The organism is Streptomyces sp. SudanB25_2051 (genome assembly GCF_964272635.1).
In the GTDB taxonomy this organism is placed as follows: domain Bacteria; phylum Actinomycetota; class Actinomycetes; order Streptomycetales; family Streptomycetaceae; genus Streptomyces.
Map to the genome: position 1 here is coordinate 156,831 of NZ_OZ186787.1, position 23,889 is coordinate 180,719.

Annotated in this window: 23 protein-coding genes; 10 read left to right on the forward strand and 13 right to left on the reverse strand. The window is 75.1% G+C overall.

Annotation, left to right across the window (positions count from 1 at the left end; genetic code table 11):
* The first annotated feature begins 37 nt into the window (after positions 1 to 37).
* Positions 38 to 1,963, forward strand: coding sequence for a protein-arginine deiminase domain-containing protein (locus ACSUPT_RS00730; RefSeq protein WP_436943177.1), 1,926 nt, complete (start codon positions 38 to 40; stop codon positions 1,961 to 1,963).
* Between the two features lie 69 nt (positions 1,964 to 2,032).
* Here ACSUPT_RS00730 and ACSUPT_RS00735 read toward each other — a convergent pair whose 3' ends face one another.
* The 3 genes from ACSUPT_RS00735 to ACSUPT_RS00745 form a co-directional block, all read right to left on the reverse strand.
* Positions 2,033 to 2,254, reverse strand: a complete 222-nt coding sequence (locus ACSUPT_RS00735; protein WP_351965209.1) for a helix-turn-helix domain-containing protein — start codon at positions 2,252 to 2,254, stop codon at positions 2,033 to 2,035.
* On the reverse strand, positions 2,254 to 2,730 hold the full coding sequence (locus tag ACSUPT_RS00740; protein WP_361656899.1) for a DUF2975 domain-containing protein: 477 nt from the start codon (positions 2,728 to 2,730) through the stop codon (positions 2,254 to 2,256). Before ACSUPT_RS00740 ends, ACSUPT_RS00735 begins: the two co-directional genes overlap by 1 nt.
* A gap of 134 nt (positions 2,731 to 2,864) precedes the next feature.
* On the reverse strand, positions 2,865 to 3,440 hold the full coding sequence (locus ACSUPT_RS00745; RefSeq protein ID WP_404143986.1) for a PepSY domain-containing protein: 576 nt from the start codon (positions 3,438 to 3,440) through the stop codon (positions 2,865 to 2,867).
* A gap of 150 nt (positions 3,441 to 3,590) precedes the next feature.
* Between ACSUPT_RS00745 and ACSUPT_RS00750 the strand changes: the two genes are divergently transcribed.
* Positions 3,591 to 4,256, forward strand: a complete 666-nt coding sequence (locus tag ACSUPT_RS00750; protein ID WP_436943178.1) for a response regulator transcription factor — start codon at positions 3,591 to 3,593, stop codon at positions 4,254 to 4,256.
* Positions 4,253 to 5,707, forward strand: coding sequence for a sensor histidine kinase (locus ACSUPT_RS00755; RefSeq protein WP_351965213.1), 1,455 nt, complete (start codon positions 4,253 to 4,255; stop codon positions 5,705 to 5,707). The genes ACSUPT_RS00750 and ACSUPT_RS00755 overlap by 4 nt, the downstream gene beginning before the upstream one ends.
* A gap of 77 nt (positions 5,708 to 5,784) precedes the next feature.
* Here ACSUPT_RS00755 and ACSUPT_RS00760 read toward each other — a convergent pair whose 3' ends face one another.
* Together ACSUPT_RS00760 and ACSUPT_RS00765 are read right to left on the reverse strand one after the other, a co-directional pair.
* On the reverse strand, positions 5,785 to 6,306 hold the full coding sequence (locus tag ACSUPT_RS00760; protein WP_365727886.1) for an NUDIX domain-containing protein: 522 nt from the start codon (positions 6,304 to 6,306) through the stop codon (positions 5,785 to 5,787).
* Complete coding sequence (locus ACSUPT_RS00765; RefSeq protein ID WP_399218156.1) at positions 6,303 to 6,728, reverse strand: ArsR/SmtB family transcription factor; 426 nt, start codon at positions 6,726 to 6,728, stop codon at positions 6,303 to 6,305. The genes ACSUPT_RS00760 and ACSUPT_RS00765 overlap by 4 nt, the downstream gene beginning before the upstream one ends.
* A 91-nt stretch (positions 6,729 to 6,819) precedes the next feature.
* On the opposite strand from ACSUPT_RS00765, the gene ACSUPT_RS00770 reads away from it, so the two are divergent.
* The 3 genes from ACSUPT_RS00770 (at position 6,820) to ACSUPT_RS00780 (ending at position 9,858) form a co-directional block, all read left to right on the forward strand.
* On the forward strand, positions 6,820 to 7,896 hold the full coding sequence (locus ACSUPT_RS00770) for an NADH:flavin oxidoreductase/NADH oxidase (RefSeq protein ID WP_436943180.1): 1,077 nt from the start codon (positions 6,820 to 6,822) through the stop codon (positions 7,894 to 7,896).
* Positions 7,897 to 8,178: 282 nt separating this feature from the next.
* The gene (locus ACSUPT_RS00775) at positions 8,179 to 8,976 is read left to right on the forward strand and encodes a hypothetical protein (RefSeq protein WP_365727887.1); all 798 of its coding nucleotides are present in this window, start codon (positions 8,179 to 8,181) and stop codon (positions 8,974 to 8,976) included.
* Positions 8,977 to 9,126: 150 nt separating this feature from the next.
* Entirely contained in the window at positions 9,127 to 9,858 is a 732-nt protein-coding gene (locus tag ACSUPT_RS00780; protein WP_436943181.1) for a hypothetical protein, read from the forward strand.
* A gap of 23 nt (positions 9,859 to 9,881) precedes the next feature.
* On the opposite strand, the gene ACSUPT_RS00785 is transcribed toward ACSUPT_RS00780, so the two are convergent.
* Both ACSUPT_RS00785 and ACSUPT_RS00790 read right to left on the reverse strand, forming a co-directional pair.
* Positions 9,882 to 10,022 carry a hypothetical protein gene (locus ACSUPT_RS00785; RefSeq protein ID WP_436943182.1) on the reverse strand — a complete coding sequence of 47 codons (141 nt, stop codon included), beginning with the start codon at positions 10,020 to 10,022 and terminating at the stop codon, positions 9,882 to 9,884.
* Positions 10,023 to 10,106: 84 nt separating this feature from the next.
* Positions 10,107 to 10,271, reverse strand: coding sequence for a hypothetical protein (locus ACSUPT_RS00790; protein WP_351965219.1), 165 nt, complete (start codon positions 10,269 to 10,271; stop codon positions 10,107 to 10,109).
* Positions 10,272 to 10,613: 342 nt separating this feature from the next.
* Here ACSUPT_RS00790 and ACSUPT_RS00795 point away from each other — a divergent pair, with 342 nt between their 5' ends.
* Both ACSUPT_RS00795 and ACSUPT_RS00800 read left to right on the forward strand, forming a co-directional pair.
* A complete protein-coding gene (locus tag ACSUPT_RS00795) occupies positions 10,614 to 11,375 on the forward strand; it encodes a S1 family peptidase (protein WP_436943183.1) in 762 nt (253 codons plus the stop codon).
* Positions 11,376 to 11,918: 543 nt separating this feature from the next.
* Positions 11,919 to 13,070: a Cmx/CmrA family chloramphenicol efflux MFS transporter gene (locus ACSUPT_RS00800; protein ID WP_403501420.1), complete on the forward strand. Its 1,152-nt coding sequence runs from the start codon at positions 11,919 to 11,921 to the stop codon at positions 13,068 to 13,070.
* Here the strand turns inward: ACSUPT_RS00800 and ACSUPT_RS00805 are convergent.
* The 4 genes from ACSUPT_RS00805 to ACSUPT_RS00820 all read right to left on the reverse strand — a co-directional run bounded on the left by ACSUPT_RS00805 (position 13,051) and on the right by ACSUPT_RS00820 (position 18,846).
* Positions 13,051 to 15,660 (reverse strand): prolyl oligopeptidase family serine peptidase, encoded by a 2,610-nt coding sequence (locus ACSUPT_RS00805; RefSeq protein ID WP_436943185.1) that lies wholly within the window; start codon positions 15,658 to 15,660, stop codon positions 13,051 to 13,053. The two genes, ACSUPT_RS00800 and ACSUPT_RS00805, sit on opposite strands and share 20 nt — an antisense overlap.
* The gene (locus tag ACSUPT_RS00810) at positions 15,633 to 17,447 is read right to left on the reverse strand and encodes an N-acetylglutaminylglutamine amidotransferase (RefSeq protein WP_436943186.1); all 1,815 of its coding nucleotides are present in this window, start codon (positions 17,445 to 17,447) and stop codon (positions 15,633 to 15,635) included. The genes ACSUPT_RS00805 and ACSUPT_RS00810 overlap by 28 nt, the downstream gene beginning before the upstream one ends.
* Entirely contained in the window at positions 17,435 to 17,581 is a 147-nt protein-coding gene (locus ACSUPT_RS00815) for a hypothetical protein (RefSeq protein ID WP_351965223.1), read from the reverse strand. Before ACSUPT_RS00815 ends, ACSUPT_RS00810 begins: the two co-directional genes overlap by 13 nt.
* Before the next feature lie 92 nt (positions 17,582 to 17,673).
* Positions 17,674 to 18,846, reverse strand: coding sequence for a glutamate--cysteine ligase (locus ACSUPT_RS00820; RefSeq protein ID WP_399218150.1), 1,173 nt, complete (start codon positions 18,844 to 18,846; stop codon positions 17,674 to 17,676).
* 217 nt (positions 18,847 to 19,063) lie between these two features.
* Between ACSUPT_RS00820 and ACSUPT_RS00825 the strand changes: the two genes are divergently transcribed.
* Positions 19,064 to 20,293 (forward strand): glycosyltransferase, encoded by a 1,230-nt coding sequence (locus ACSUPT_RS00825; protein ID WP_399218198.1) that lies wholly within the window; start codon positions 19,064 to 19,066, stop codon positions 20,291 to 20,293.
* A 212-nt stretch (positions 20,294 to 20,505) separates the two neighbouring features.
* Here ACSUPT_RS00825 and ACSUPT_RS00830 read toward each other — a convergent pair whose 3' ends face one another.
* A complete protein-coding gene (locus ACSUPT_RS00830) occupies positions 20,506 to 21,897 on the reverse strand; it encodes a PLP-dependent aminotransferase family protein (protein WP_436943188.1) in 1,392 nt (463 codons plus the stop codon).
* A 130-nt stretch (positions 21,898 to 22,027) separates the two neighbouring features.
* On the opposite strand from ACSUPT_RS00830, the gene ACSUPT_RS00835 reads away from it, so the two are divergent.
* Positions 22,028 to 22,669: a YczE/YyaS/YitT family protein gene (locus ACSUPT_RS00835; protein WP_436943190.1), complete on the forward strand. Its 642-nt coding sequence runs from the start codon at positions 22,028 to 22,030 to the stop codon at positions 22,667 to 22,669.
* A gap of 18 nt (positions 22,670 to 22,687) precedes the next feature.
* Here the strand turns inward: ACSUPT_RS00835 and ppk2 are convergent, their stop codons facing one another.
* On the reverse strand, positions 22,688 to 23,746 hold the full coding sequence (ppk2, locus tag ACSUPT_RS00840; RefSeq protein ID WP_436943191.1) for a polyphosphate kinase 2: 1,059 nt from the start codon (positions 23,744 to 23,746) through the stop codon (positions 22,688 to 22,690).
* Positions 23,747 to 23,889 lie beyond the last annotated feature (143 nt).

Genomic DNA, 23,889 nt, shown 5'->3' on the forward strand with positions numbered 1-23,889 from the left:
CCGGCTCGGAAAGACCGAACCGAAGAAGGGACACACGGTGCGTACGACGAGCCACACACGGCGCGCGACACTCGCCCTGTCCGTCATCGCGGCCATCATCGCGCCCGCCGCGCCCGCCCTCGCCGCCCCGGCGCCGCCGCGGGCCGATCTGCGGGCGGACGTGGACCGGGACGGGCGGGTGGACGTCGCGGGGGCGACGGACGAGGCCGGGGAGGACACGTGGACGCCGGCGCGCGGCGCGGTGTTCCTGCCGAACGTCGACGACGACACCAAGCGCTGCCCGACGGCCGACCCGCGCGGCAGGCCGCTGTCGGACGCGCGGCTCGCCGCCTGCAACGACGCCTCCGACACGCGGGTGAACGGCACACCGGACGCGGCCGACCTGGCCCGCGTGCGCTCCGTGCCGATGAAGGGGCTGCCCGCGTCGGCGAGCGGCACGCTGCGGGTGGTCTCCGGCGCCAAGAACACACGGGTGTTCGTCAAGCGCGGCACCGGCTGGGTGTGGGTCACGGGCACCACCCGCCTGTCGGCGGCCGAGCTGCGGGCCGGTGTGGAGTTCGGCGTGGAGGCCACCGACGTCGTACGGGACCCGGCCCGCTGGGGCGGCCGCGCCGTGCTGCGCCTCACCGTCGCCTCCGGCGGGACGGCGACGTCGGACGACGTGACGCTGCGCGTGGCTCCGCTCCTGACGCACCACCACCTGCAGAACGCCCAGCAGATGCTGGTCACGAGGGTGCCGGGCGGCGACCCGTACGCCCGTCGGCAGCAGGCGTTCGTGCGGGGGCTGGCGGCGGAGGCGAAGGCCGCCGGGATCGGGAACCCGCTGTTCACGTTCGAACGGTACGGGGACATCTGGGCGCAGGACTTCGTGGAGCCGGGCTATGTGAGCATGACCGGCCCGGACGGCCGCCGCCAGGTGATACGGGTGATGCTCCGGTCGGCGCAGCCGGACCGGGAGTCGGGCCGCGAGCTGTTCGAGCGGCTGCGCGGCAAGGGCATCGGCGTCGTCCAGGTCTCGGGGGTCGCCGAGTCCGAGGAGTGGACGCTGAACTCGATGGGCAACCTGGAGACCATCCCGCCGTACAGCCACGCCGGGCGGTCGTACCCCGCCGGGCGGATCATCATGGGCGAGCGGAAGGACACCGGTTCCAAGCCCGCCCGCGCGATGCGCACGCTCCTGCAGGCCCAGGGGTTCCAGGACCCGCTGCTGCTGGACACGTCGTGGCTGCACGTGGGGCACGTCGACGAGTTCGTGCAGTTCCTGCCGGCGCCCGGTACGGCGCGTGGCTGGCGGATCGCGGTCGCCGACCCGGAGGCGGGGCTGGCGCTGCTGCGGGACGCCCAGCGGGCCGGGCACGGCAAGACGCGGATGTTCTCGGTTCCGGGCAGCAGCGACGCGCCCGCGCCGCGGGAGACCATCGACCAGGCGCTCGCGTCGAAGTGGCTGGTGGCCGACAACGCGCTGGCCGCGCAGCGCATCCGGGCCAACCTGGAGGTGCTCAAGCGGGAGACGGGCGTGACGGACGCGGAGGTGGTCCGGGTCCCGGCGCTGTACACCCGGGGCACCGAGCTGGGCGAGCGCGGGGACCGGGTGCCGCGGCTGACGCGGCTGGGCGCCGGGGACGTGCCGGACGCGGTCACCGAGTACGGCCAGCAGAAGCGGCTGGCGCGTGACGGCGAGCGGGCGGTGCGTCCGGGCGCCGCGGTGATGACCAGCGCGTATGTGCCGGGCGCCGTGAACGGCGTACTGCTGGGCCGCGACCGCTACCTGGCGCCGAAGCAGTGGGGCCCGGTCATCGGGGGCGTGGACGTGTTCACCGCCGCCGTCACCGCCGCGTACACCCGCGCCGGGCTGAAGGTCTCGTACATCGACGACTGGGAGACGTACCACCTCGGCATGGGCGAGGTGCACTGCGGCACCAACACCCTGCGGGACGCCTCGGCCGCCTGGTGGCGCCAGTAGGCGCGACCCGCGCGACAGCGCCGGCCGGTCCCCGTGCGGGGGCCGGCCGGCGCCGTGCTCATGGCCGGGTCACGCCTCGGCGGCGTCGCCGGCCTCCCAGCGCAGGAGGTCCCCCGGCTGGCACTCCAGGACCTCGCAGAGGGCGGCGAGCGTCGTGAAGCGGACGGCCTTGGCGCGGCCGTTCTTCAGTACGGCGAGGTTGGCGGGGGTGATCCCGACGCGGTCGGCGAGCTCGCCCACGGACATCTTCCGCTTGGCCAGCATGACGTCGATGTCGACGGCGATCGGCATCAGATGACCTCCTCCAGCTCGGCCCGCATCCCCGCCGCCTGGGCGAGCAGCATCCGCAGGACGAGCACGACGAGGGCCACGCCGAGCACCGCCACGCCGACCCCGCCCAGCAGCAGGACCACGCCGGGGGCGACGGCCTCGCCCGGGGCCAGGAGGGTCCCCAGCGTGAACACCAGGAGGGCGGCGGCCACCATGGCGCCGATGACGATGTGCACGTACCGGAAGGCGGCGTGGGAGAACACGGTCCCGCGCTTCACCATGGTCACCAGCCGCCACACGCAGACCAGGACGACCTGTGCCGTCACGATCCCCAGGAGCAGGATGACGAGGACCGGGACGCGCAGATGCGCGAGCTCCCCGCCGACGTCGTCGAGATCGGCGGCCAGCAGCGGCACCATGACCGCCTGCACGAACACCGACCCGGCGAGCAGCATCACGACCACGGCCCGCAGCCCGAGCACCGGCAGGTTTCCCATCGCGTCTCCTTCAATCGAGCAACGATGGAAACCTATCGTTTTTCGATAGGCGCGGCAAGGTGTCGGCCGCGATGCCGCGATGCCCGCCCCCGGTCACGCGACGCGTGACCCGTCGGGGCGGGCGGGAGCGGACGTCAGCCGTCGGCGCCGTCGTCCGTCTCGCTGTCGTCCGACTTGGCGTCGTCGGCCTTGGCGTCGTCCGACTTGCTGTCGTCCGTCTTCGCGTCGTCCGACTCGCTGTCGTCCGTCTTGGCGTCGTCCGTCTCGGCGGCGTCGGCTGACGCGTCGTCGGCCGCGGCCCCGGCCTTCGCGTCGTCGTCGGCGTCGTCCTTCGTGTCGCCGGCGGTCACGGTTCCCGCGGCGGCGTCGACGCGCAGGTCGTGCGTGCGGTCGTCCTTGCCCACGACCTCCACGTCCCAGTGGGAGGCGTCGTCGTCCAGGTCCGCCGAGACGACGACGCCCGGCGTGGACTTCAGCGCCGCGGCGATCGCCTCCGCCGCCGTGACGGAGGCCGCCCGCGCCGCGCGCGCGTCCCGCACGTCGTCCGCGTCGTCGGAGCCGTCGCGGTCGTCGCGGTCGTCGCGGACCACGTCGGCGACGGTACGGGCGGACGGCGTCGCGTCCTCGCCGGCCACCGCCACCGCGGCGTACGAGCCGCCGCCGAGCAGTGCGGCCGCCGTGAGCGTGGCGATGACGAGCTTGCGCTTCATGAGTTCCTCCTCCGTGCCGGCCCGGTGAGCGGTGCGTCCGTTCACCGTGTCCGTTCACCCGTTGACGCCCACCACCATGGCCGCCGGACGCTGAAGGGAGCCTGAAGCCACCTGAAGGGTTCTTCAGGTTCGTTCTGCCACCCTGGGCGCATGAGGTTGTTGATCGTGGAGGACGAGAAGCGGCTGGCGGCGTCCCTCGCCGGAGGGCTGAGGGCGGAGGGCTACGCCGTGGACGTGGTCCACGACGGCGCGGAGGGACTGCACCGCGCCACCGAGGAACCTTACGACCTCGTCCTGCTCGACATCATGCTGCCCGGCATGAACGGCTACCGCGTGTGCGCGGCGCTGCGGGCCGCCGGGAACGACGTGCCGATCCTGATGCTCACCGCCAAGGACGGCGAGTACGACGAGGCGGAGGGGCTCGACACGGGCGCCGACGACTACCTGACCAAGCCGTTCTCGTACGTGGTGCTCGTCGCGCGGGTCAAGGCGCTGCTGCGGCGGCGCGGCCGGGGCGCGGCCTCCCCCGAGGTGCGGGTCGGTGACCTGCGGGTGGACACGGCCGCGCGGCGGGTGTTCCGCGGGGAGGAGGAAGTGGCGCTCACCGCGAAGGAGTTCGCCGTGCTGGAGCAGCTGGCGCTGCGGGCCGGCGAGGTCGTGGGCAAGGCGGAGATCATGGCGCACGTGTGGGACTTCGCCTATGAGGGCGACCCGAACATCGTGGAGGTGTACGTCTCCGCGCTGCGCCGCAAGCTGGGTGCGGAGCGCATCCGCACGGCTCGCGGGGCCGGTTACCGGCTGGTGGCGGCGCCGTGAGGTCGGTGCGGGCGCGGACCGCGCTGGGCGCGACCCTCGTCGTGGCCGTGGCGCTGGTGGCGGCGGGCGCGGTGCTGCTGCACGTGCTGCGGACGAACCTGATCGGCCAGGCGGGTCTGCAGGCCGAGATCACCGCCCGGGAGGTCGCCTCCCGGATCGCCCTGGGCCGGCCGCTGGACCGGCTGGAACTGCCCGACGACGGCGACGAACGCCCGGTGCGGGTGGTCGCCCAGGACGGCAGGGTGGTCGCCGTCAGCGAGGGGCTGGAGGCGGTCTCCGGCACGCCGGACGGGACGCTCGCGCCCGTACCGGCGACGCCCGCCCCCTCCCCCGGCGAAAGCGAGGGCGAGGGCGACGGGGAGCGGGACGGGGACGACGACGCCACACCGGCGCCCGGGGAGGTCTCGGGTGACCCCGCGCGGTTCACGTCCGGCAGCGCCACCGTCGACGGGCGGACGGCGGACTACCGGTTCGCGGCGGTGCGGGTCACCTCCGGCGGCGAGCAGCGCACGTACACGGTGCTCGCGGGGGCGCCGCTGGCGACGGAGCGGGAGGCGGTCGGGACCGTGCGCGCCGCGATGCTCGCCGGTCTGCCGGTGCTGCTGGCCGTGGTCGGGGCGGTGACCTGGCTGGTGACGCGGCGGGCGCTGCGGCCCGTGGAGGCGATCCGGCGGGAGATGGCCGCGATCACCGCGTCCGAGGACCTGTCGCACCGGGTGCCCGAGCCCGGTTCGCGCGACGAGGTGGCGAGGCTGGCCCGTACGACGAACGAGACGCTGGCCGCGCTGGAGGCGTCGGTGGAGCGCCAGCGCCGGTTCGTCGCGGACGCCTCGCACGAACTGCGCAGCCCCATCGCGTCGTTGCGGACGCAGCTGGAGGTGGGCGCCGCCCATCCGGAGCTGCTGGACCTGGACGGCGCGGTCAAGGACACGGAGCGGCTCCAGCACCTCGCGGCGGACCTGCTGCTGCTGGCGCGGCTGGACGCCGGGGAGCGGCCGGGGACGCGGCGGGTGGACATGGCGGAGCTGCTCCAGGAGGAGGTGGCGGGGCGCCGCGGCGACCGGCTGCCGGTGGCCGTGGAGGTGCGCGGGGAGCGCTGGGAGGTGACGGGGTCGCCCGGACAGCTGCGCCGGGTTCTCGCGAACCTCCTCGACAACGCCCAGCGGCACGCCGCCGCGTCGGTCACCGCGTCGGTGCGCGGGGGCGCCGGCCGGGTGGAGGTGGTGGTGTCCGACGACGGAGCGGGCGTTTCGGAGGCGGACCGTGAGCGGATCTTCGAGCGGTTCGTACGGCTGGACGACGCCCGCAGCCGCGACGACGGCGGCGCGGGGCTGGGGCTGGCCATCGCCCGTGACGTGGCCGAACGCCATGGCGGCACGCTCACCGCGGGTGGGGCGGAGGGCGGTGGCGCCCGGTTCACGCTGTCCCTGCCCGCGGCGGGGCGCGGCTGAGCCGGCCGTGAGCCGAGGCGGGTCCGGGCCGGGGCGTGCCCGCAAGGCGGTACGCCCGCGCCCGGCCGACGTGCCGGTCAGGCGGCCGGCGGCGCGAGTCCGAGCGCGCGGGCGACGAGGTCGTGGACCAGGTACTCGCCCGGCCGCCGGTTCTCCTTGAGGCGCGGGAGGTCGTCGGGGCCGAACCAGCCGTACGCGCTGTGCTTGGACCACTCCAGGGCCGGGGCGGCCAGGTCGCCGTCGACGTCGACCAGGTAGTCGGCCTCGTGCCGCGTCACCCCGTCGTCGCCGGTCCAGGTGCTGACGCCGAGCAGCCGCCGCACGCGGCGCACCCGCCAGCCGGTCTCCTCGGCCACCTCCCGGACGAGGGCCTCCAACAGGGACTCGCCGGGCTCCACATGCCCGCCGACGACGTCCCAGCAGTCGGGGAACAGGCTCCGGTCCGGACCGCGCCGCTGGGCGAAGGCCCGCCCGTGCCCGTCGAGGATCACCGCGCCGACCGTCCAGACCTCGCCCTCGCGCGGCTCGGGGACACCGACTCCGGCGTCCACGGCCGGCGTGGCGGGCGCGGTGCGGGGCCCGCGGTCCTCCGCGGTCATGAGGCGGCGGTGGCGGAGCCGTCGGTGTCCCCGGCGTACCGGGCGCACTGCTGCTCCGCGGCGGTGAGGACGCTGTCCAGGAGGCCGGGGAAGAGCGCGTCGAGGTCGTCGCGGCGCAGGCCGTTCAGCTTGGCCGTGCCGTGATAGGTCTGGCGGATGACGCCCGCCTCGCGCAGGACGCGGAAGTGGTGGGTGCTGGTGGACTTGGTGACGGGCAGCTCGACGTACGAGCAGGTGACCTCCGCGCCGGCGGCGGCCAGCTCGCGGACCACGCGCAGCCGCATCGGGTCGGAGAGCGCGTGGAGCACGCCTTCCAGGCGGATCTCTTCGCGTGAGGGGTGCGCGAGCTCGCGAGCGCTGCTCGGGGCGGTCGCGCGGGCTTCGGGGGTCACGGAGGCTCCAGGGTCGTCGGGTGGCTCCATTGTACGAAGACCCTCGTAGTTTGACAGGTGGCGTACTACGATGACTATCGTACGAGTCGTTACAACGGTCCCGCCCTGAATGGAGTCCGCCGTGAGCGCACTGTTCGAGCCGTACACCCTGCGGTCGCTGACCGTCCCGAACCGGGTCTGGATGGCGCCGATGTGCCAGTACAGCGCCGAGGCGTCCGGGCCGGACACGGGCGCGGCGAACGACTGGCACTTCGCCCACTACGCGGCCCGCGCCACCGGCGGCACCGGACTGATCCTGCTGGAGGCGACGGCGGTCTCCCCCGAGGGCCGGATCAGCCCGTACGACCTGGGCCTGTGGAACGACACCCAGGCGCGGGCGCTGCGCCGGATCACCCGCTTCCTCAAGGACCAGGGCACGGTCCCCGGGATCCAGATCGCCCACGCCGGGCGCAAGGGGTCGACCGAGCGGCCGTGGAAGGGCGGCGCCCCGATCGCCGACGAGCGCGGCTGGCAGCCGGTCGGCCCGAGCGCGGTGCCCTTCGACGAGGGCCACCCGGTGCCGAGGGAGCTGACCCGCGAGCAGATCCGCGAGGTCGTCGGGCAGTTCGCCGCGGCGGCGCGACGCGCCCTGGAGGCGGGCTTCGAGGTGGTCGAGGTGCACGGGGCGCACGGCTACCTGATCGGCGAGTCCCTCTCCCCGCACAGCAACCGCCGCACCGACGAGTACGGCGGCTCCTTCGACAACCGCGTGCGCTTCGCCCTCGAAGTGGTCGACGCCGTACGGGAGGTGTGGCCCGCGGAGCTGCCGGTGCTCTTCCGGATCTCGGCCACCGACTGGCTGGAGGAGGGCGGCTGGACCGCCGACGACACGGTGCGGTTCGCGGCGCTGCTGAAGGAGCACGGCGTGGACCTGCTGGACGTGTCGACCGGCGGGAACGCTCCGCGCGTGCGCATCCCGGTCGCTCCGGGCTATCAGGTGCCGTTCGCGGCGCGGGTGAAGGCGGAGACCGGGCTGCCCGTCGCCGCGGTGGGCCTGATCACGGAGGCCGGACAGGCGGAGAAGATCGTCGCCAACGGCGAGGCGGACGCGGTACTGCTCGGCCGCGAGCTGCTGCGCAACCCGTCCTGGGCGCGGCACGCGGCGCGCGAGCTGGGCGGCGACGTCCACGTGCCGGACCCGTACCACCGCTCGGTCTGACCCTCGGGACTCCGGTGCCGGACCCGGCGGGCACGGGGGTGCCGCCGGGGCCGGCACCGGTCGGCGGAGCCGGGGACGACACGGAGCCGACGGTCGGCGGAGCCGGGGACGACACGGAGCCGGCACCGGTCGGTCGGTGGAGCGCGAGGCGAGTCGGGACCCGCCGCCCCCAGCAGGGCCCGGCGCGCACGGGCCCCGGCCGAACGGGGCCGGATCGGCCGTCTCCCGGAGTTCCTGGCCCGCGCCGCGGCGTTGTCGGACCCGCGTGCCAGACTCCGGCGCGTGAACCCGATCGACCTGAGCTTCGACCAGTGGCGCACCTTCGACACGCCCACCGCGCACCGCGCCGCCCGGATGGCGGCGGACCGGGTGGGCGGCGCCCTGACCTCCGTGGACCGCGTCGAGCATCTCGGAGGCGTACTGCACCGCGCGCGCATCACCAAGGACGGGCGGGAGTTCGCCCTGATACCCGGCGGCACGGTGCGGCTCGGCTTCGACGCCGACCGCTGGGAGCCGACGCCCGGGCAGGCCGCCGACTACGCCGGCAGCCTCGCCGAGGGCTACGCCTGCGAACCCGATCTGCGCGCACACCTGGCCGGCCTGCTCTCCCCGCCCCGGACCGTGCGGCTGGACGCCGTGCTGATGGCGGTCGAGGACGAGCCCCTGACCGACGTCCCCGCCGCCATGCCGGCCGTCCTCGCCGCCCGCGGGCTGCGGATGCCCAGCCCCGACGAGTGGGAGCACGCCTGCGGGGCCGGGGCGCGGACCCTGTTCCGGTGGGGCGACGACTGCCCGCTGGACCGGGTGCCGTACGACGCCGCTGACGGCCCTCAGCACGAGGCGAGCGCCCTCGGCCTGCGCATCGCCTACGACACGTACCGGGCCGAGCTGTCGAGCGACCCGACGGCGGTGCTCGGCGGGGACGGCGGCGAGTCCGTGTGCGGCGGCTACGGCGCGCTCCTGGGATGGCTGCCGCTCGCCACCGCCAACCGGAACCCGCACATGGCCGAGTTCGTGTACGGCGAGGACGGCGAGGACCTGTACGAGGATTTCTCCGTCCGCCCCGTCCTGCCGCTCTGACCCGGCGACCGGTTCCCGGTGGGTGCGACCGGTGGGTGGGCCGAGTCCCATGGTGCGGCCGGATTGCCCTGGCGCGGCCGGAATGCCGTGGCGCGGGCCGGTGCCGGGGCCGCCGCGGGCCGCCGCCCGCCGACCGGGCACACTGGGCGGGTGGACGACGACTACCCGCTGGTGCACCGCGACCCCGCTCCCGGGCTGTACGGCCGCCTGCGCGTGCTGACCGGCGGTCTCGACCCCGCGCGGTGGCTCGCCGAGGGCGGGCCGGGGGCGGGCGCGTTCGGGACGGTGGCGGGGGTGTCGGCGGCCGGATTCCCCGCGTACGCCCGCATCCTGCATCCGGCCTCGCTCGACGGGCGGCCCGTGCGGTGGGCGGCCGTGGGCGCGGCGTACGGGCGGCCTGTGGGGCCCGGCACGTACTGGCACCGGCTCGTCGGGATGGACCGCCTCTACCAGAACGCCGCCGTGTACGGCCTGCCGGGCGTCTGGGACGAGCATCCGGCGGAGGGGCCGACCCCGCCGGATGTGGCGCGGGCGCTGATCCCGGTGCTCGCCCGGCACACCGGGACGCCCGACCGCTGCTGGTTCGGCCTGTGGAGCGGGTACGGGCGGTGGGACTTCGACTCGGTGCCGGCCTTCCCGACGCCGGGCCGCGAGGAGGTGCTGCTCGCCGGGGCCCTGGACGACGCGGTGTCGCCGGTGGAGCTGGACGAGTTCGCCGAACTGCCCGACCTGTGGTGGCCGGACGACCGCGCCTGGTGCGTCGGCGGCGACGTGGACCTGGTGAGCACATACGTCGGCGGTTCGGAGGCGCTCATCGCCGAACTGCTCGCCGCGCCGGAGCTGGAGGCGCACCGCGTGGCGCCCGGCGACCCGGTCGGCTGACGCGCACTCATCCGGGGTGCCGCTCAGCCGCGCAGCGGCTCGGGCTGGTCCACGGGGCCGCCCCGGTGCGGTACGGGAATGTGGTGCTCCGCGCCCTCGGGCAGTGCGGCGACACATCCGGCCGAGCAGGCGCCGACGAGCAGCTGCGGCACGTCCGTCGCCACGCGCAGCGAGATCCGGACCTGCCGCAGCGAGGCCGGATCGTCGATCGCACGGTCGCAGACACTGCACGCGTGGATCGCGTCCGCTCACCGGACGCGCGGATCGAGGCCGTGAAGCCGGTGAGGGCGGACCAGGTTCGAGCCGTACAGGTCGAGGTGCCTGACCGCCGTCAGCTCGGCGATGCTCGCGGCGAGCGTGATGGTCTGCCGGCGCTCCTCGGAGCCGAGCCCGCGACGCTGCTCCTCGTCCATGGCCGTGGACGTACAGGCCAGGTGGGCGAGTTGGGACGGCGGGTGTGGTCCGCGCGCTCCCGGCATGGTCGGGTGCGGGCTTTCACGGCATAATGGTCCAGACCTTTCCTTTGCTTGCATATGCTGCAAAGCGCATATCTACGCGCATCGCCGCGAGACCGGGCGTCCGCTCACCTTCCGACCTCTTGCGAGAGCCGCACCCCGTCTGCCAGATTCACTCCAGCCGCACATGGCATGCACGCGACATCCCTACCCAGCCGTCGCGTGCGTCCGCCGCTGCATACCTATGCAGCGAAGTCCTCATGAAGGACGCATCCACCCCCACACAAGGGAGACCTCACCGTGCGAAGAGGCAGACTGCTTCCCGTACTCGCCGCGACCGCGATGGCCGTCTTAGGGCTCGCCCCCACGGCCCTGGCCCAGACGCCGACGACGACGCAGGCGCCCGCGACCTCCCAGGTCGCGGCCGACGCCGCGCCCGGGACGGCTTCCGTCCAGCCCATCATCGGCGGCGGCTACGCGAGCAACGCCCCGTGGGCGGCCCGGCTGTTCTCCAACGGCCGCCAGACCTGCACCGCCACGATCATCGCCCCGACCTGGATCCTGACCGCCAAGCACTGTGTGAGCGGCGGGGGCCTGTCCTTCCGCATCGGCAGCCTCGACCAGAGCAGCGGCGGAACGGTGGCCAACGGCGCGGGCACCTACAACCACGCCTCGTCCGACCTCTCCCTGGTCCGCCTGGACCGTTCGGTGTCGGCGACGTACGCCCGCCTGGGCCAGCCCGGGTCGGTGTCCGTGGGCCAGACCGTGCAGGTGTACGGCTGGGGCGCCACGTACCAGTGCGGCTCCGAGGCCAACTGCCAGTCGCAGTACCTGAAGGTCGCCGACGTCGTCGTGAGCGGCGGCTGCCGTGACGCGTACGGCGGCTCCGCGATCTGCGCCCGCCGCGGGACGGGCATCACCGCCGGCGGCGACTCCGGCGGGCCGATGATGGCGAACGGCATCCAGGTCGGCGTCGCCTCCACGAGCGACCGCCAGACCACCACCGCGTACACCAACGTCACCGCGTACCGCTCCTGGATCCAGAGCATCGCGGGCGTGTGACGTCCCCTCCCCCGCCGCCCGACGAGGACGGCGGGGGAAGGCACCGGGGCCGCTCGGCGACGGGCGGCCCCGGTTCCGTATGCCCACCGCCTGGCCCCTCGCCCCCTTGCGGCGGGGTCTTGTACGCCGGGCTCCTGACGCCCCGGCACCCCGCGTCCGGTGTCCCGGGCTGCGTCGCTCCGGGGCTCCGGGCCCGTCGGGACGGCCGCGTGGGGCGGTGGCCCGCGCCCCCGACAGGCGGAGGCGCGGCGGGATGGCCGGGGCCGTGCGCCCGAACGCGGTTGCCCGCGCGGCGCGGTGGGCGTAGCGTGCGCGGGGTGACGAGCCCCGAGTCGGACAGAGCGGAGCCGCCGGTCGCCCGGCGGCGGATCGTGTGCCGAGCGGCAGCCTGACCGGCTGACCGCCCGATCAGGCCTCCCCGGCGACCGGATACGCGCGCCGCGCGTCCGGCCCCCTTCCGGCATCCCCTCACGGGCGGAGTGCCCTCCTGGTGACCGGCGCGCGGATTCCTCCGCTGTCCGCCTCGTCACGGGAGTCGACTCCGTGCCCCTCTTCGTCCACGTCCTCGGCCTTGCCGTCTTCGCGCAGGGAACGTCCGAGTTCATGCTGTCCGGTCTGGTGCCGGGCATCGCCCGCGAGCTGCGCGTCCCGGTGGGCGCCGCCGCGAGCCTCACCTCCGCATACGCCGTCGGCATGATGGCGGGGGCGCCGGCCATGGCCGCGCTCTCCGCCCGCTGGCCCCGGCGCCGCGCCCTCGCCGGCTTCCTCGCCGCCTTCGTCGCCGTGCACGTCGTCGGAGCGGTGACGTCGGACTTCGCCGTGCTCTTCGCCAGCCGGATCGTCGCCGCCGTCGTCAACGCGGGCTTCCTCGCCGTCGCGATGAGTGTGGCGGGCTCGCTGGTGGAGCCGGGCAGGCGGGCGCGGGCCACCGCCGTCCTGCTGTCCGGGGTCACCCTGTCGTGTGTGGCCGGGGTGCCGGCCGGGGCCTGGCTCGGCCACGCGTACGGGTGGCGGGCGGCCTTCTGGGCGGTCGCCGCGCTGTGCCTGCCGGCGCTGGCGCTCGTGTTCCGGTCCGCCCCGGCCGGTGCGGCGGACCGGCCGGACCTCTCGGTGCGACGCGAACTGCGGGTGCTGCGCGGTCGGCCCGTCCGGGTGGCGCTCGCGCTGGCGGTCGCCGTCAACGGGGCGACGTTCGCGACGTTCGCCTATCTCGCCGTCCTGGCCACGGACGTCGTCGGACTGCCGGAGGCGGCGGTTCCGGGGGTGCTCGCCGGGTTCGGCGCGGGCGCGTTCGCCGGGGTGACCCTGGCCGGCCGCGTCGCGGACGGGCGGCTCGGGCGGGGCCTGGTCGCGGCGCTGTGGGCGCTGCCCGCCGGATGGGCGATGCTGGCCGCGGCCGGTTCGCGGTCCGTGGCGCTGTTCCTCGCGCTGGCGGTGGTGCAGGGGGCGTTGTCGTTCGGCATCGGCACGGCGCTGGTCAACCGGGTCATGCACGTGGCGTCGGGGGCGCCGGCGATGGGCGGCTCCTTCGCGACGGTGGCGCTGAACACCGGCGCGTTCCTGGGGCCCCTGCTGGCGGGCGCGGCGACCGGTGTGACGGGCGACCACCGGGACGCCGCGTGGGTCAGCGCGGCCGCCGCCGCGGGGGCGGTCGCGGTGGCGGCGCTCACGCGGCTCAGTCCTCGCCGGGGGTGAAGGGCGCGGGGCCGCCGCCTCCGCCCATGAGGTGGCGCTCCAGCCAGTCGGCCGCGGTACGGCGGAACAGGCGCCGGTTGTCGGCCCGTTGGAAGTCGTGGCCCTCGTCGCGGAGGGTGAGCAGTTCGGCCGGGACGCCCCTCTCCCTGGCCGCCCGTACGAACTGCTCGGACTCGCCCGGCGGGACGTTCGTGTCGTACTCCCCGTGCACCGCGAGGACCGGTACGCGCAGGGCGTCCACCCGGTGCAGCGGCGACAGCGCCCGCAGCAGGTCGCGGTCCCGCTCAGGATGGCCGTACTTGTGCGCGGCCGACTCCGCGATCCACGGCTCCGTGCCGGCGAAGAAGGTCTGGAAGTCCGACATCCCGCACACGGCGACCCCCGTGCGGAACAGCTCCGGGTGCCATACCAGCGACGCCATGACGAGGTAACCGCCGTACGAGCGGCCCATCACCGCCAGCCGCGACGGGTCCGCCGGTCCCGCCAGCACGGCGTGTGCGGCGCAGTCGGCGACGTCCTCGATGGCGGCGAACCGGCCCGTGCCCAGGTCCGCGTCGACGAACGACCGGCCGTGCCCCGACGAGCCGCGCACATCGGGCGCGAACACGTCGAAGCCGCGGCCCAGCAGTTCGTGGTACAGCGGTTCCAGTACCGGGCGTTCCTGCTCCTCGGGGCCGCCGTGCAGGTGGATGACGCACGGCGCGGGGCGGCTGGGGGCCCTGCCGGGCGCGCGGTAGTACCAGCCGCTCAGCGGTGTGCCGTCGCGCGCGGTGAACCGGTGCCGGACCGGCCGGGTGGGGCGCCGGCCCGGTGGCACGGCGTCCTCGTCCCGGGACGACCAGGGCGTCATGACCGGCGTCCCGGCGCCGGGCAGCCACCAGATGCCGGGGCGCCGCTGGGACCCGCTCAGGGCCAGGGCCGCCCCGCCGGGCCCGGCGGGCGCGACGCGGGTGGCCACCTCGTGCGGCAGCGGCACGTCGCGGCCCGCCTCCACGACGGGCGGGATGGCGCCCTCCGGGGCTTCCGGGTCGTGTGCGGTGCCCGGGGCTCGCGGGGCTCCCGGAGCGTCGTGGCCGTCGGCGCCGTGCGGGGTTGCGGGGGCCCCGACGCCGTAGGGCGCGTGGATGCCTGAAGCCGCGTCCGGCAGGTCGGGCGCCTCCCGCGGGGCGAGCCCATCGGGCGCCTTCCGCCCCTCCTGCGCCTCCCACGCGCCGGGCGCGTCCCGCAGGTCGAGCCCGTCGGGCGCGTCCGGCGCGTGGCCCGCCGGAAGGGGGCGGAACTCCAGCTCGCTCACCCCGCCGTCGTTCCACGAGAGGAACGCGCCGCGCCCCTCGTGGCCGACCGCCAGCAGTTCCAGGCCCACCCCGTCCCGTTCCGCGGCCACCGACAGGCGTGTGATCGTCCCGTCGGGCGCCAGGTCGGCGGCCAGCAGGGCGGCGAACTCCCGGTCGGCGTCGCTGCGCAGCCACAGCCGGCGCCCGTCGGGTGAGAAGGCGCCGATCCACGGGTCGCCGTCGGCCACCGGCACGGCGGCGGGCGCCGCGAGGTCGGCGAGCCGGACCACGACGGCCTCCCGCCGGTTGCGCGGCCCGCGCCGCAGGAGTGCCAGACGGCCGTCGCGGCTGACGTCGCAGACCCGGAGCGTCGCGGCGGTCTGCTCGACGGCGACCAGCACGGGCGCGGCCACCCCGTCGGGGTCGATCAGGTACGCGGCGAGCCCGCTGCCCGCCCGCACCGTGGGCGGCTCCGGGAGCGGCGCGCGCGGTCCCGGCCGCAGACCGGCCGGCGTCCCGTCGGGTCCGGCCGTCCCGAAAAGGCGGCTCCCCGCGGCGTCCGGCCGCCCGGGGGTTCCCGCCGCGCCGTCGGCGCCGTGGCCCAGCGCTCGCACCGCCGGGTCGACGTCGCCCCGGTGCGCGCCGCCCAGCAGGACGGCGTGGCCGTCGCGTTCGCTCCAGCCCGCCGGCAGGCCGGCCGAGTACGGCTCGCCCGGCTCACCCGGCTCCGCCGTGTCGCCCGGCAGGAGGAGCCCCGGCGCGGCCGGGCCGGGCCCGGGTGCGGCGGGGGCGGCGACGGTGACCGCGACGGCGGACCCGTCGTGCAGCCAGCAGCCCAGGTAGGCGGAGGTGCCGGGCTCGGCGCCCGCGATGACGCGGCGGTCGGTGCCGTCGGGCCGTACGCACAGCACCCGCGAGTGCTCGCCGCCGCCCGGCCGGGTGGTGTACGCGATCCACCGCCCGTCCGGCGACCACGCCACCTCGGAGACCGGGTCGGGGCCCGCGTCCAGGAGGTGCGCGTCGCCGCCGTCCACCGGCCCGGTCCACAGCTGCGGCACGCCGCCGCGGTCGCAGATGAACGCGACGCGGGCCCCGTAGGGGTCCACCGACGGATACCAGCAGCCGTGGGCCGTCAGCCTGACGGGTTCGTCGCGGGCGCCTTCGGCGGGCGCCAGCGGGAGCGCCGAAGGCGCCGCGACCGGCGGCGCCTCCGGGCCGTCGTACCGGGGACCGGCCGGCGGGCTGTGCCGGGGCTCCGCCGAAGGGGCCCCGGCCGCCGGCGTGCCGGTCAGTGGATGCCGTGCTTCTGCAGCCATAGCTCCAGCAACGCTACCTGCCACAGGCCGTTCGCCCCTCGCCTCGTGCGGTGCTCGTCGGGTGCCGCCAGGAGCTCCGCGACGTACTCCTCCCGGAAGATGCCGCGCGCCTTCGCCTCGGGGGCGTGGAGCGCGTCGCGGACCCGGTCGAGGACGGGACCCGCCATGTGCTTGATCGCCGGGACGGGGAAGTACCCCTTGGGCCGGTCCACGACCTCGGCGGGCAGCAGCTTCCGCCCGGCCTCCTTCAGGACGCCCTTGCCGCCGTGGGCGAGCTTCAGCTCCGGCGGGCAGGCGGCGGCCAGCTCGACCAGCTCGTGGTCGAGGAACGGGACGCGGGCCTCCAGGCCCCAGTCCATCGTCATGTTGTCGACGCGCTTGACCGGGTCGTCGACCAGCATGACGTGGGTGTCCAGGCGCAGCGCCGCGTCGAGCGCGGTCTCCGCGCCGGGAGCCGCCATGTGGTCCCGTACGAACCGGCCCGACACGTCCTCGCCGGGCAGCATATGGGGCTGCACCATACGGGTCAGGTCGTCGTGTGTGCGGTCGAAATACGCGTCCGCGTACGCCTCCGCCGCGCGCTCCCGCTCGGGCACCGCCAGCTTCGGGTACCAGTGGTAGCCGGCGAACACCTCGTCGGCGCCCTGGCCGCTCTGGACGACCTTCACGTGCTCGGCGACCTGCCGCGACAGCAGATGGAAGGCGATCACGTCATGGCTGACCATGGGCTCGGCCATCGCCGCGACGGCGGAGTCCAGCGCGTCCGACACCTCGGTGGACGGCACCATCAGCTCGTGGTGGTCGGTGCCGTACTGCCCGGCCATGAGGCGCGAGTAGTGGAACTCGTCGCCCGACTCGCCGCCGCCCGACTCGAAGCCGACGCTGAACGTCGCCAGATCGCGCTGCCCCTCCTCGGCGAGGAGCGCCACGATCAGGCTGGAGTCGAGGCCGCCGGAGAGGAGCACACCCACGGGCACGTCGGCGACCATGCGGCGGCGTACGGCCACGCGCAGCGCCTCCAGGACGGCGTCCCGCCACTCGTCGGGGCTCATGCCGTGGTGCTCGGGGCGGCGGGTGTACGAGGGCTGCCAGTAGCGGTGGTCGCGGTGGGTGCCGTCCGGTTCGATCACGCGGACGGTCGCCGGGGGCAGCTTGGTGACGCCGCGCAGGATGGTGCGGGGCGCCGCGACGGTCGCGTGCCAGGTCAGGTACTGGTGCAGGGCGACCGGGTCGACGGAGGTGTCCACATCGCCGGCGGCCAGGAGCGCGGGCAGCGACGAGGCGAACCGCAGCCGGCCGGGCGCGGCGGACAGGTACAGGGGTTTGATGCCGAGCCGGTCGCGGCCCAGGACCAGCTGTCCGGTGCGGTGGTCGTGGAGCGCGAACGCGAACATCCCGTAGAAGTGGTCGACGCACGCCGTGCCCCACTGGAGGTACGCCTTGATCAGCACCTCCGTGTCCGAGGTGGACACGAAGCGGTGACCGAGGCGTCGCAGCTCCTCCCGCAGTTCCCGGTAGTTGTACAGGCACCCGTTGAAGACGCCCGTGACGGTGCCGTCGCCCGCGGCGGCGCCGTCGGTCCGGCCGCCGCTGTCGGTCATGGGCTGTGCGCCCCGCTCGGACAGGTCGATGATCTTCAGCCGGCGGTGGCCCAGGGCGACGGGCCCCCGCTCCCACAGGCCCTCGCCGTCGGGGCCGCGCGGTGCCAGCCGGTCGTTCATCCGCCGGACCGCGTCGGTGTCCGGGCGTCCGCCGTCGAACCGTATCTCGCCGCTCAGGCCGCACATCGCGGGTCACCTCCGGCGCGCAGGGCCTCGTCCTCCTCGTCGCCGCGCGGCCGGGTGGCCGGGGCATCCGCATGGCGGGCGCGTGTGGTGTCGCCGCACATGGGGTCCTCCTTCATGGTTCTGTCCAGCTTCATGGGGTCTTCTGTCCGGCCTCGTGCCGGTGGGGTGGTGGGCGGCCCTGTCGGGGGCGTGCCGCCGGTGCGGGCCGTCGTCGGCGCGGCCCGGCTCAGCCGCCGATGGGCTCCACGGGGTCGCGGCGGACGCCGGCGCCGCCGGGGGCCGCTTCGGCGGCGTGGAGGAGTCCCGCGCGGTCGCCCGGGCCGCGCGTCAGCGCGATCAGCTCGTCGACGCAGGCCAGCATGTCCTCACGGGCGGCGATGCGGCGCAGCCGGTGCGCGGCGCTGCCCTCGGCGAGTGCCTTCTCGGTGAGCTCCCGCACGGTCGCCCAGTCTCCGCACGCCTCCAGTTCGGGGCGCAGCCGGGCGAGCATGGTCCGCACGACGCGGGCGGCGGGGGCCGGGCGGCGGGAGACCGGGTCGATCAGATCGCCCTCCAGGCCCGAGCGCGCCGCCCTCCAGGTGGCCGCGCGCAGCCACTCGTGCCGTCCGTCGCAGCGCGGAGGGCCGCCGGCGGCGATGCGGGCGGTGGCCCGCATGACCAGCGCGCGGAAGACGGCCGCGATCAGGACGACGGTCTCGGCGCTCGGCGAGGAGTCGCAGACGCGCAGCTCCAGCGTGGGCTGGTGGTCGGAGGGGCGCAGGTCGTAGTAGATCATTCCCGGATCGGTGACCACGCCGGAGGCGATCAGCTCGTTCACGGCGGAGTCGTACGCGGCGGCGTCGGCGAAGCAGCCGGCCGGTCCGGCGGTGGGCCAGCGCTGCCAGAGCATGGTGCGCCAGCTCGCGTAGCCGGTGTCCGCGCCGGCCCAGAAGGGGGAGCTGGCGGACAGCGCCAGCAGGACGGGCGCCCACGGCGAGATCATGCACATCATCTGGACCGCCGTGTCGCGGTCGGGTACGTCGACGTGGACGTGGGTGCCGCAGATCAGCTGCTCGTCGGCGATCTGCCGGTACTCCGACACCATGTGCCGGTAGCGGCGGTCGGGCGTCACCCGGCCGGCGCCGTGGTCCGTGAACGGTACGGTGCCCGCGGCGACGACCGCGAGACCGCTGCCCGCCGCGCTGCCGCCGAGGCGGGCGCGGGAGCGGGTCAGGTCGGCCCACAGGGCGTCCATCGTCGTGTGGACGTCGCTGTTCGACTCGACGATGGACTGCAGCAGCTCAGTGGTGTAGCGGCGCTTGGGCAGGCCCTGGAGTACGTCTCCGGCCCGCGGCACCAGCATCCCGGTCTCCACCTCGAGGACATGGAACTCCTCCTCCACTCCGACAGCCAGTGTCACCGTCACTCCTCAGGCCAGTGCGCGGCTCGACCGCGCTCGCACTCTCCGAATGCCCGGAAGATCCCGCCACACGCCTGGACCATTTCATTCCACATCCCGGAATCAATATTCCGCGCATGACCGCATCGGCGGGCTGGGTCTGGTACGCCCCGGCACGGCATGCCCTCTGTCCCGCCGCGCCGCCCGGCGTCACACTGGCCGTGTGCGCGTGGTGATGATGACGGCGGGTTCGCGCGGCGACGTGGCGCCCTACACGGGCCTGGCGGCCGGACTGGTGCGGGGCGGGCACGAGGTGACGCTCGCCGCGCACGCGGTGTTCGAGCCACTGGTGGCCGGTTCGGGGGTGCGATTCCATCCGCTGCCCGTCGACCCGCGGGCGGAGCTCCGCTCGGGGCGCGGCCGGCGGCTGCACGACAGCCGCACCGGCGCGGGCAAGCTCGTACGGCTGGTGTCCCTGGCGCGGGCGGCGGCCGAGGAGATGACGGCGGCCCTGGTGGAGGTGTCCCGACAGGGCGACGTGCTGCTGGTCGGCGGAGCGCTGGAGCCCCTGGGGTACGCCATCGCCGAGGGCCTGGGCGTGCCCAGCATGGGGCTGCACCTGCAACCGCTGCGGCCCACACGGGAGTTCCCGGCGCCGGTCGTCGCGGCGCGCTCGGTGGGCGCCGTCGGCAACCGGCTGAGCGGCCTGGTCGTCGGCGCCGCCGTCGACCGGGTGGCCACCGGTCCCGTACGGGCGCTGCGGCGGCGGTACGGGCTGCGGGTGACCGGTGCGGGGGCGGCGCGGCGGGCGCGGGAGCGCGGCGGATGGCCGGTGCTGAACGGATTCAGCGAGCGGGTGGTACCCCGGCCGCGCGACTGGGGGCCGGGACTGGACGTCACCGGGTACTGGTGGCCGCACGAGACGCGGCACCGGTTGCCCGATGAGCTGGAGGCGTTCCTGGCGGCCGGGCCGCCGCCGGTGTTCGTGGGGCTCGGCAGCGCGACCGTGCCGGACCCGGAGCGGGTCAGCCGGCGGATCGTCGGGGCGCTGCGGGCGGCCGGGCTGCGGGGCGTGGTGCAGCGGGGCTGGGCCGGGCTCGCGGCGGACGGCGACGACGTGCTGACCGTCGGCGAGGTGCCGCACGTGCTGCTGTTCCCCCGGATGGCGGCCGTCGTGCACCACGCCGGGGCGGGCACCACGGGCGCCGCCCTGCGGGCGGGCGTGCCGAGCGTGCCGGTGCCCGTGCAGTTCGACGCGCACTTCTGGGCGTCCCGGCTGGTCGCTCTGGGAACCGCCCCGACGGCCGTACCCCTGCGGCGCCTGACGGCGGCGGCGCTGGCGGACGCGCTGCGCCGCGCGACACGGGACGGTTCGTACGCCGAGCGGGCCCGCGCGCTGTCCGCCGCCCTGGCGGGCGAGGACGGCGTCGCCCCCGTACTGGCGGCCCTGGACCGCCTGCCGGGCTGAGCGCGCTTACCGGCCGCGCGCCGCGTGTACCGCCTTGGGGCGGTGCGTACCGGCGGTGGGAACATGCGTACAGGCCGCGGGGCCGTGCGTACCGCCGTGGGGCCGTGGGGCGCGCGGCACGGTGGCCTGGGCCGGACGGCGGGGCGCTCCGGGACGCCGCTCACGCACCCGGCCCGGGGCGCCGGGTATCACGCGGCAGGCCCGCGTGGCGGTCACGCGAGGGGTGCGGGGGTGTGGGTTCCGCCGGTGCCTTGGGCGAGTGCCTGCCGTGCCCGCGCGAGTCTGCGGACGGCCTGACGCAGTCGGCTCGCGGGGAGCGTGTACGGCAGCCGGATGTTGCGTTCGAACGCGCCGCCGATCCCGAATCGCGGTCCGGCCGCGATGGTCACTCCGTGGTCGGGCGCCGCGGCGGCCAGCCGTGAGCTGATGGGCGCGGGAAACGTTGCCCACAGCGTCATACCGCCGACCGGCTGGAGGGCGTCGACCTCCGGCAGGTGCTCGCCGAGTGCGTGCAGGAGGGCGTCCCGCTGGGCCCTGAGTTGCCGGAGCGCCTCGGGGCGCCGGGTCTGGTGCTCGTTCAGGAGCGCGGCCGCGGCGAGCTGTTCGACGACGGGTGTGCCGAGGTCCGTGGTGGGACGGGCTTGCTCCACGCGTTCCAGGAGGGAGGGGAGCGCGCGGATCCAGCCGATACGGAGGCCGCCCCAGACGCTTTTGGACACGGAACCGATGCTGACGGCTGCCGGCATGTGCAGCGCGAGGGGTTCGGGGCTGGGGACGTCCAGAGCAAGATCGGCCATGGTCTCGTCGACGACCGTGGGACACGCGAACCTGAGCCGCCGGCGCACGCTCGTGGGCATGCACATCCCGGTCGGGTTGTGGAAGTCGGGGATGAGGTAGGCCAGGTCCGCGGTCTTCGCGGCCTCCTGGAGTTGATCGGTGTCCCAACCGGACGACGTCACGGCGACGGGTAGCAGTCGGGCGCGGGCCTGGGTGAACGCCGTGATCGCGTGCGGGTAGGTCGGATGGTCGATGAGGACCCTGCCGCGTGGCGACAGGAGGACTCGGGTCAGAAGGGCGAGCGCGTGCTGTGCGCCATTGGTGACCAGGATGTGATCGGCCGGGGTGGGCAGTCCTCGCCGCTGGTACCAGTGGGCGATCGCCTCGCGCAGCTCCGCGGTGCCGTAGCGGTCGTAGCCGTGCCGTTCGAAGTGCCGCGGCAGCTGTTCGAGGGCGGTCGCGAAGGGGGCGTGAAGGATCTCCACGGGCGCGGCCGGCGCCGCGAAGGACAGGTCGATGGTCTCCGCTTCCCTGCCGGCCGGGCGCTCCGACCCGGTGCCACCCGGGAGCCGTACCGTCGCCCTGGTGCGCGCTCGCGTGGCCAGGTATCCGTGCTCGGCCAGGGTGCGGAACGAGGCGCCGACAGTGGTCCTGCTCGTGCCGAGCCCGGTAGCCAGATCCCGCTCACTGGGCAGGGCCGCGCCCAGCGGGAGCCGTCCGTCGAGGATGAGCAGACGCAGCTTGTCGGAGAGGCGCTGATGCGCCGGTCCCGGCCCCTCCCGCCAGGTCCCCAGCATCCGTGCCACCGCGTGCGAGCTGATCTTCACCGGACCAGCGTAGTCAATCTGGCCATCGATTCCGGGTCCAGACGGCCCGCAGACTCGCCGCATGACTCCTCCCGCTTCCACGGCACCGACCCCTGCCGCTCTTCGCCACGACCCGCGCCTGCTCCCACGCATGAACGCGTTCGCCCAGGTCCGGGCGGCCCGGAAGGCCCGCAGGGTGCCGCAGCTGCTGCTCGGACTGCTGGGGTACGGGGCCGCCGTCATGCTGCTCGTACAGTCCGGACTGGGTGCGGCGAGCTGGAACGTACTCACCGAGGGAACCGCCGCGTCCCTCGGCATCTCCTTCGGCTGGGCGACCAACCTGATCTCGCTGCTGGTGCTCATCGCGTGGATCCCCCTGAGGGAACCGCCCGGTCTCGGCACGCTGCTCAACGTCGCGCTCGTCGGTTTCGCCGCGGATGCCACCGCGGCGGTGCTCCCCGCCCCGCGGGGACCACTCGCCGCGGTCGGATATCTCGTCCTCGGGCTTGTCGCTCTGGCGTTCTTCGACGCGCTCTACCTCGGCGCGCACTTCGGGCCGGGACCGCGCGACGGGATCATGACCGGACTGGTCCGGCTGACCCGCCTGCCCGTCGCCGTCGTGCGCACCGCCATCGACGTCGCCGTCTGCTGCGCCGGCTGGCTGCTGGGGGGAACCGTCGGAGTCGGCACCGTGCTCGTCGCCCTGTCCATGGGTCCCCTCGTCGGCTTCCTGCTGCCGCTCGTGACGGTCCGGCTTCCCCCCGTTCCGGCACCCGTACGGGGCACCCCGTGACCCCGGGGGCCACGGCCGTCAGGTGCCCGCCGCGCCGCCTTCCCGCCGGTCCTGGCCGGGCGCGTGCGGCGGGCCGTCCTCCGGGGCCGCCGGGTCGCCTTCGCGCTCCTCGGGACGGCCCGGGTGGACGCCGGGGCGGCCCGCCGGGTAGGCGAGGGGCGTGGGGGAAAGGTTGGCGCTCTCCTCCCCCGCCTCCAGCAGGGTGTCGGCGGCGCCCACGATCAGCGGGTCCGGTTCGCCGAGGACCTCCTCGTCCTTCCGGTCGTAGTCGAAGCGCCACAGCAGGCTGCGCATGGCCTCCAGCCGGCCGCGCCGCTTGTCGTTGCTCTTGACGACCGTCCACGGGGCGTGCGGGGTGTCGGTGGCGCGGAACATCTCCACCTTGGCGGCGGTGTAGTCGTCCCACCGGTCCAGCGATTCGAGGTCCACCGGCGACAGCTTCCACTGCCGCACCGGGTCGACCTGGCGGATCGCGAACCGCGTCCGCTGCTCGGCGCGCGACACGGAGAACCAGAACTTCACCAGCAGGATGCCGTCCTCGACCAGCATCCGCTCGAAGACCGGGCACTGCCGCAGGAAGAGGTCGTACTGCTCCTGGGTGCAAAAGCCCATGACGCGTTCGACGCCGGCCCGGTTGTACCAGGAGCGGTCGAAGAAGACGATCTCACCGGCGGACGGCAGATGCGCCACGTACCGCTGGAAGTACCACTGGGTGGACTCCTTCTCGGTGGGCTTGTCCAGCGCGACGACGCGGGCTCCCCGGGGGTTGAGCCGCTCCATGAACCGCTGGATGGTCCCGCCCTTGCCGGCCGCGTCGCGCCCCTCGCAGATGACGACCAGCCGCTGCCCGGTGTCCTTCACCCAGCGCTGGAGCTTCAGCATCTCGATCTGCAGGACGCGTTTGCGCCGCTCGTACGCGCCGCGGCGGATCTTCGCGGCGTACGGGTAGTTCTCCCGCCAGGTCTCGATGGCCTCGCCGGCCCCGTCCAGCAGGATGGGCTGCTCCGGCCTGCTGCTGTCGACGGTCAGTCCGTCGAGCAGCGCCTCCGACCGGTCGTTGTCTTCCTCACCGTTCACACCACCCACCTTCCCCGGATCCGCGCCGACCCGCTCACGGAAATGCCGCTGTCCGCGCCGGATGCGCCCCCGACCGGGTGCCCTGCGCGCGGCGGGCGTCGTGGAGGGCCGCACGGGCCCTCCCCCGAAGTCCTTGCGCGCCC

Coding starts and splice junctions, on each gene's coding strand:
- ACSUPT_RS00735 (WP_351965209.1), bottom strand. CDS start 2,254: ATGCCGATCGCCGTCGACATCGACGTCATGCTGGCCAAGCGGAAGATG.
- ACSUPT_RS00835 (WP_436943190.1), top strand. CDS start 22,028: ATGAACGCGTTCGCCCAGGTCCGGGCGGCCCGGAAGGCCCGCAGGGTG.
- ACSUPT_RS00790 (WP_351965219.1), bottom strand. CDS start 10,271: ATGGACGAGGAGCAGCGTCGCGGGCTCGGCTCCGAGGAGCGCCGGCAG.
- ACSUPT_RS00740 (WP_361656899.1), bottom strand. CDS start 2,730: ATGGGAAACCTGCCGGTGCTCGGGCTGCGGGCCGTGGTCGTGATGCTG.
- ACSUPT_RS00760 (WP_365727886.1), bottom strand. CDS start 6,306: ATGACCGCGGAGGACCGCGGGCCCCGCACCGCGCCCGCCACGCCGGCC.
- ACSUPT_RS00750 (WP_436943178.1), top strand. CDS start 3,591: ATGAGGTTGTTGATCGTGGAGGACGAGAAGCGGCTGGCGGCGTCCCTC.
- ACSUPT_RS00745 (WP_404143986.1), bottom strand. CDS start 3,440: ATGAAGCGCAAGCTCGTCATCGCCACGCTCACGGCGGCCGCACTGCTC.
- ACSUPT_RS00810 (WP_436943186.1), bottom strand. CDS start 17,447: ATGTGCGGCCTGAGCGGCGAGATACGGTTCGACGGCGGACGCCCGGAC.
- ACSUPT_RS00815 (WP_351965223.1), bottom strand. CDS start 17,581: ATGAAGCTGGACAGAACCATGAAGGAGGACCCCATGTGCGGCGACACC.
- ACSUPT_RS00765 (WP_399218156.1), bottom strand. CDS start 6,728: ATGGAGCCACCCGACGACCCTGGAGCCTCCGTGACCCCCGAAGCCCGC.
- ACSUPT_RS00805 (WP_436943185.1), bottom strand. CDS start 15,660: ATGGCTGCAGAAGCACGGCATCCACTGACCGGCACGCCGGCGGCCGGG.
- ACSUPT_RS00825 (WP_399218198.1), top strand. CDS start 19,064: ATGACGGCGGGTTCGCGCGGCGACGTGGCGCCCTACACGGGCCTGGCG.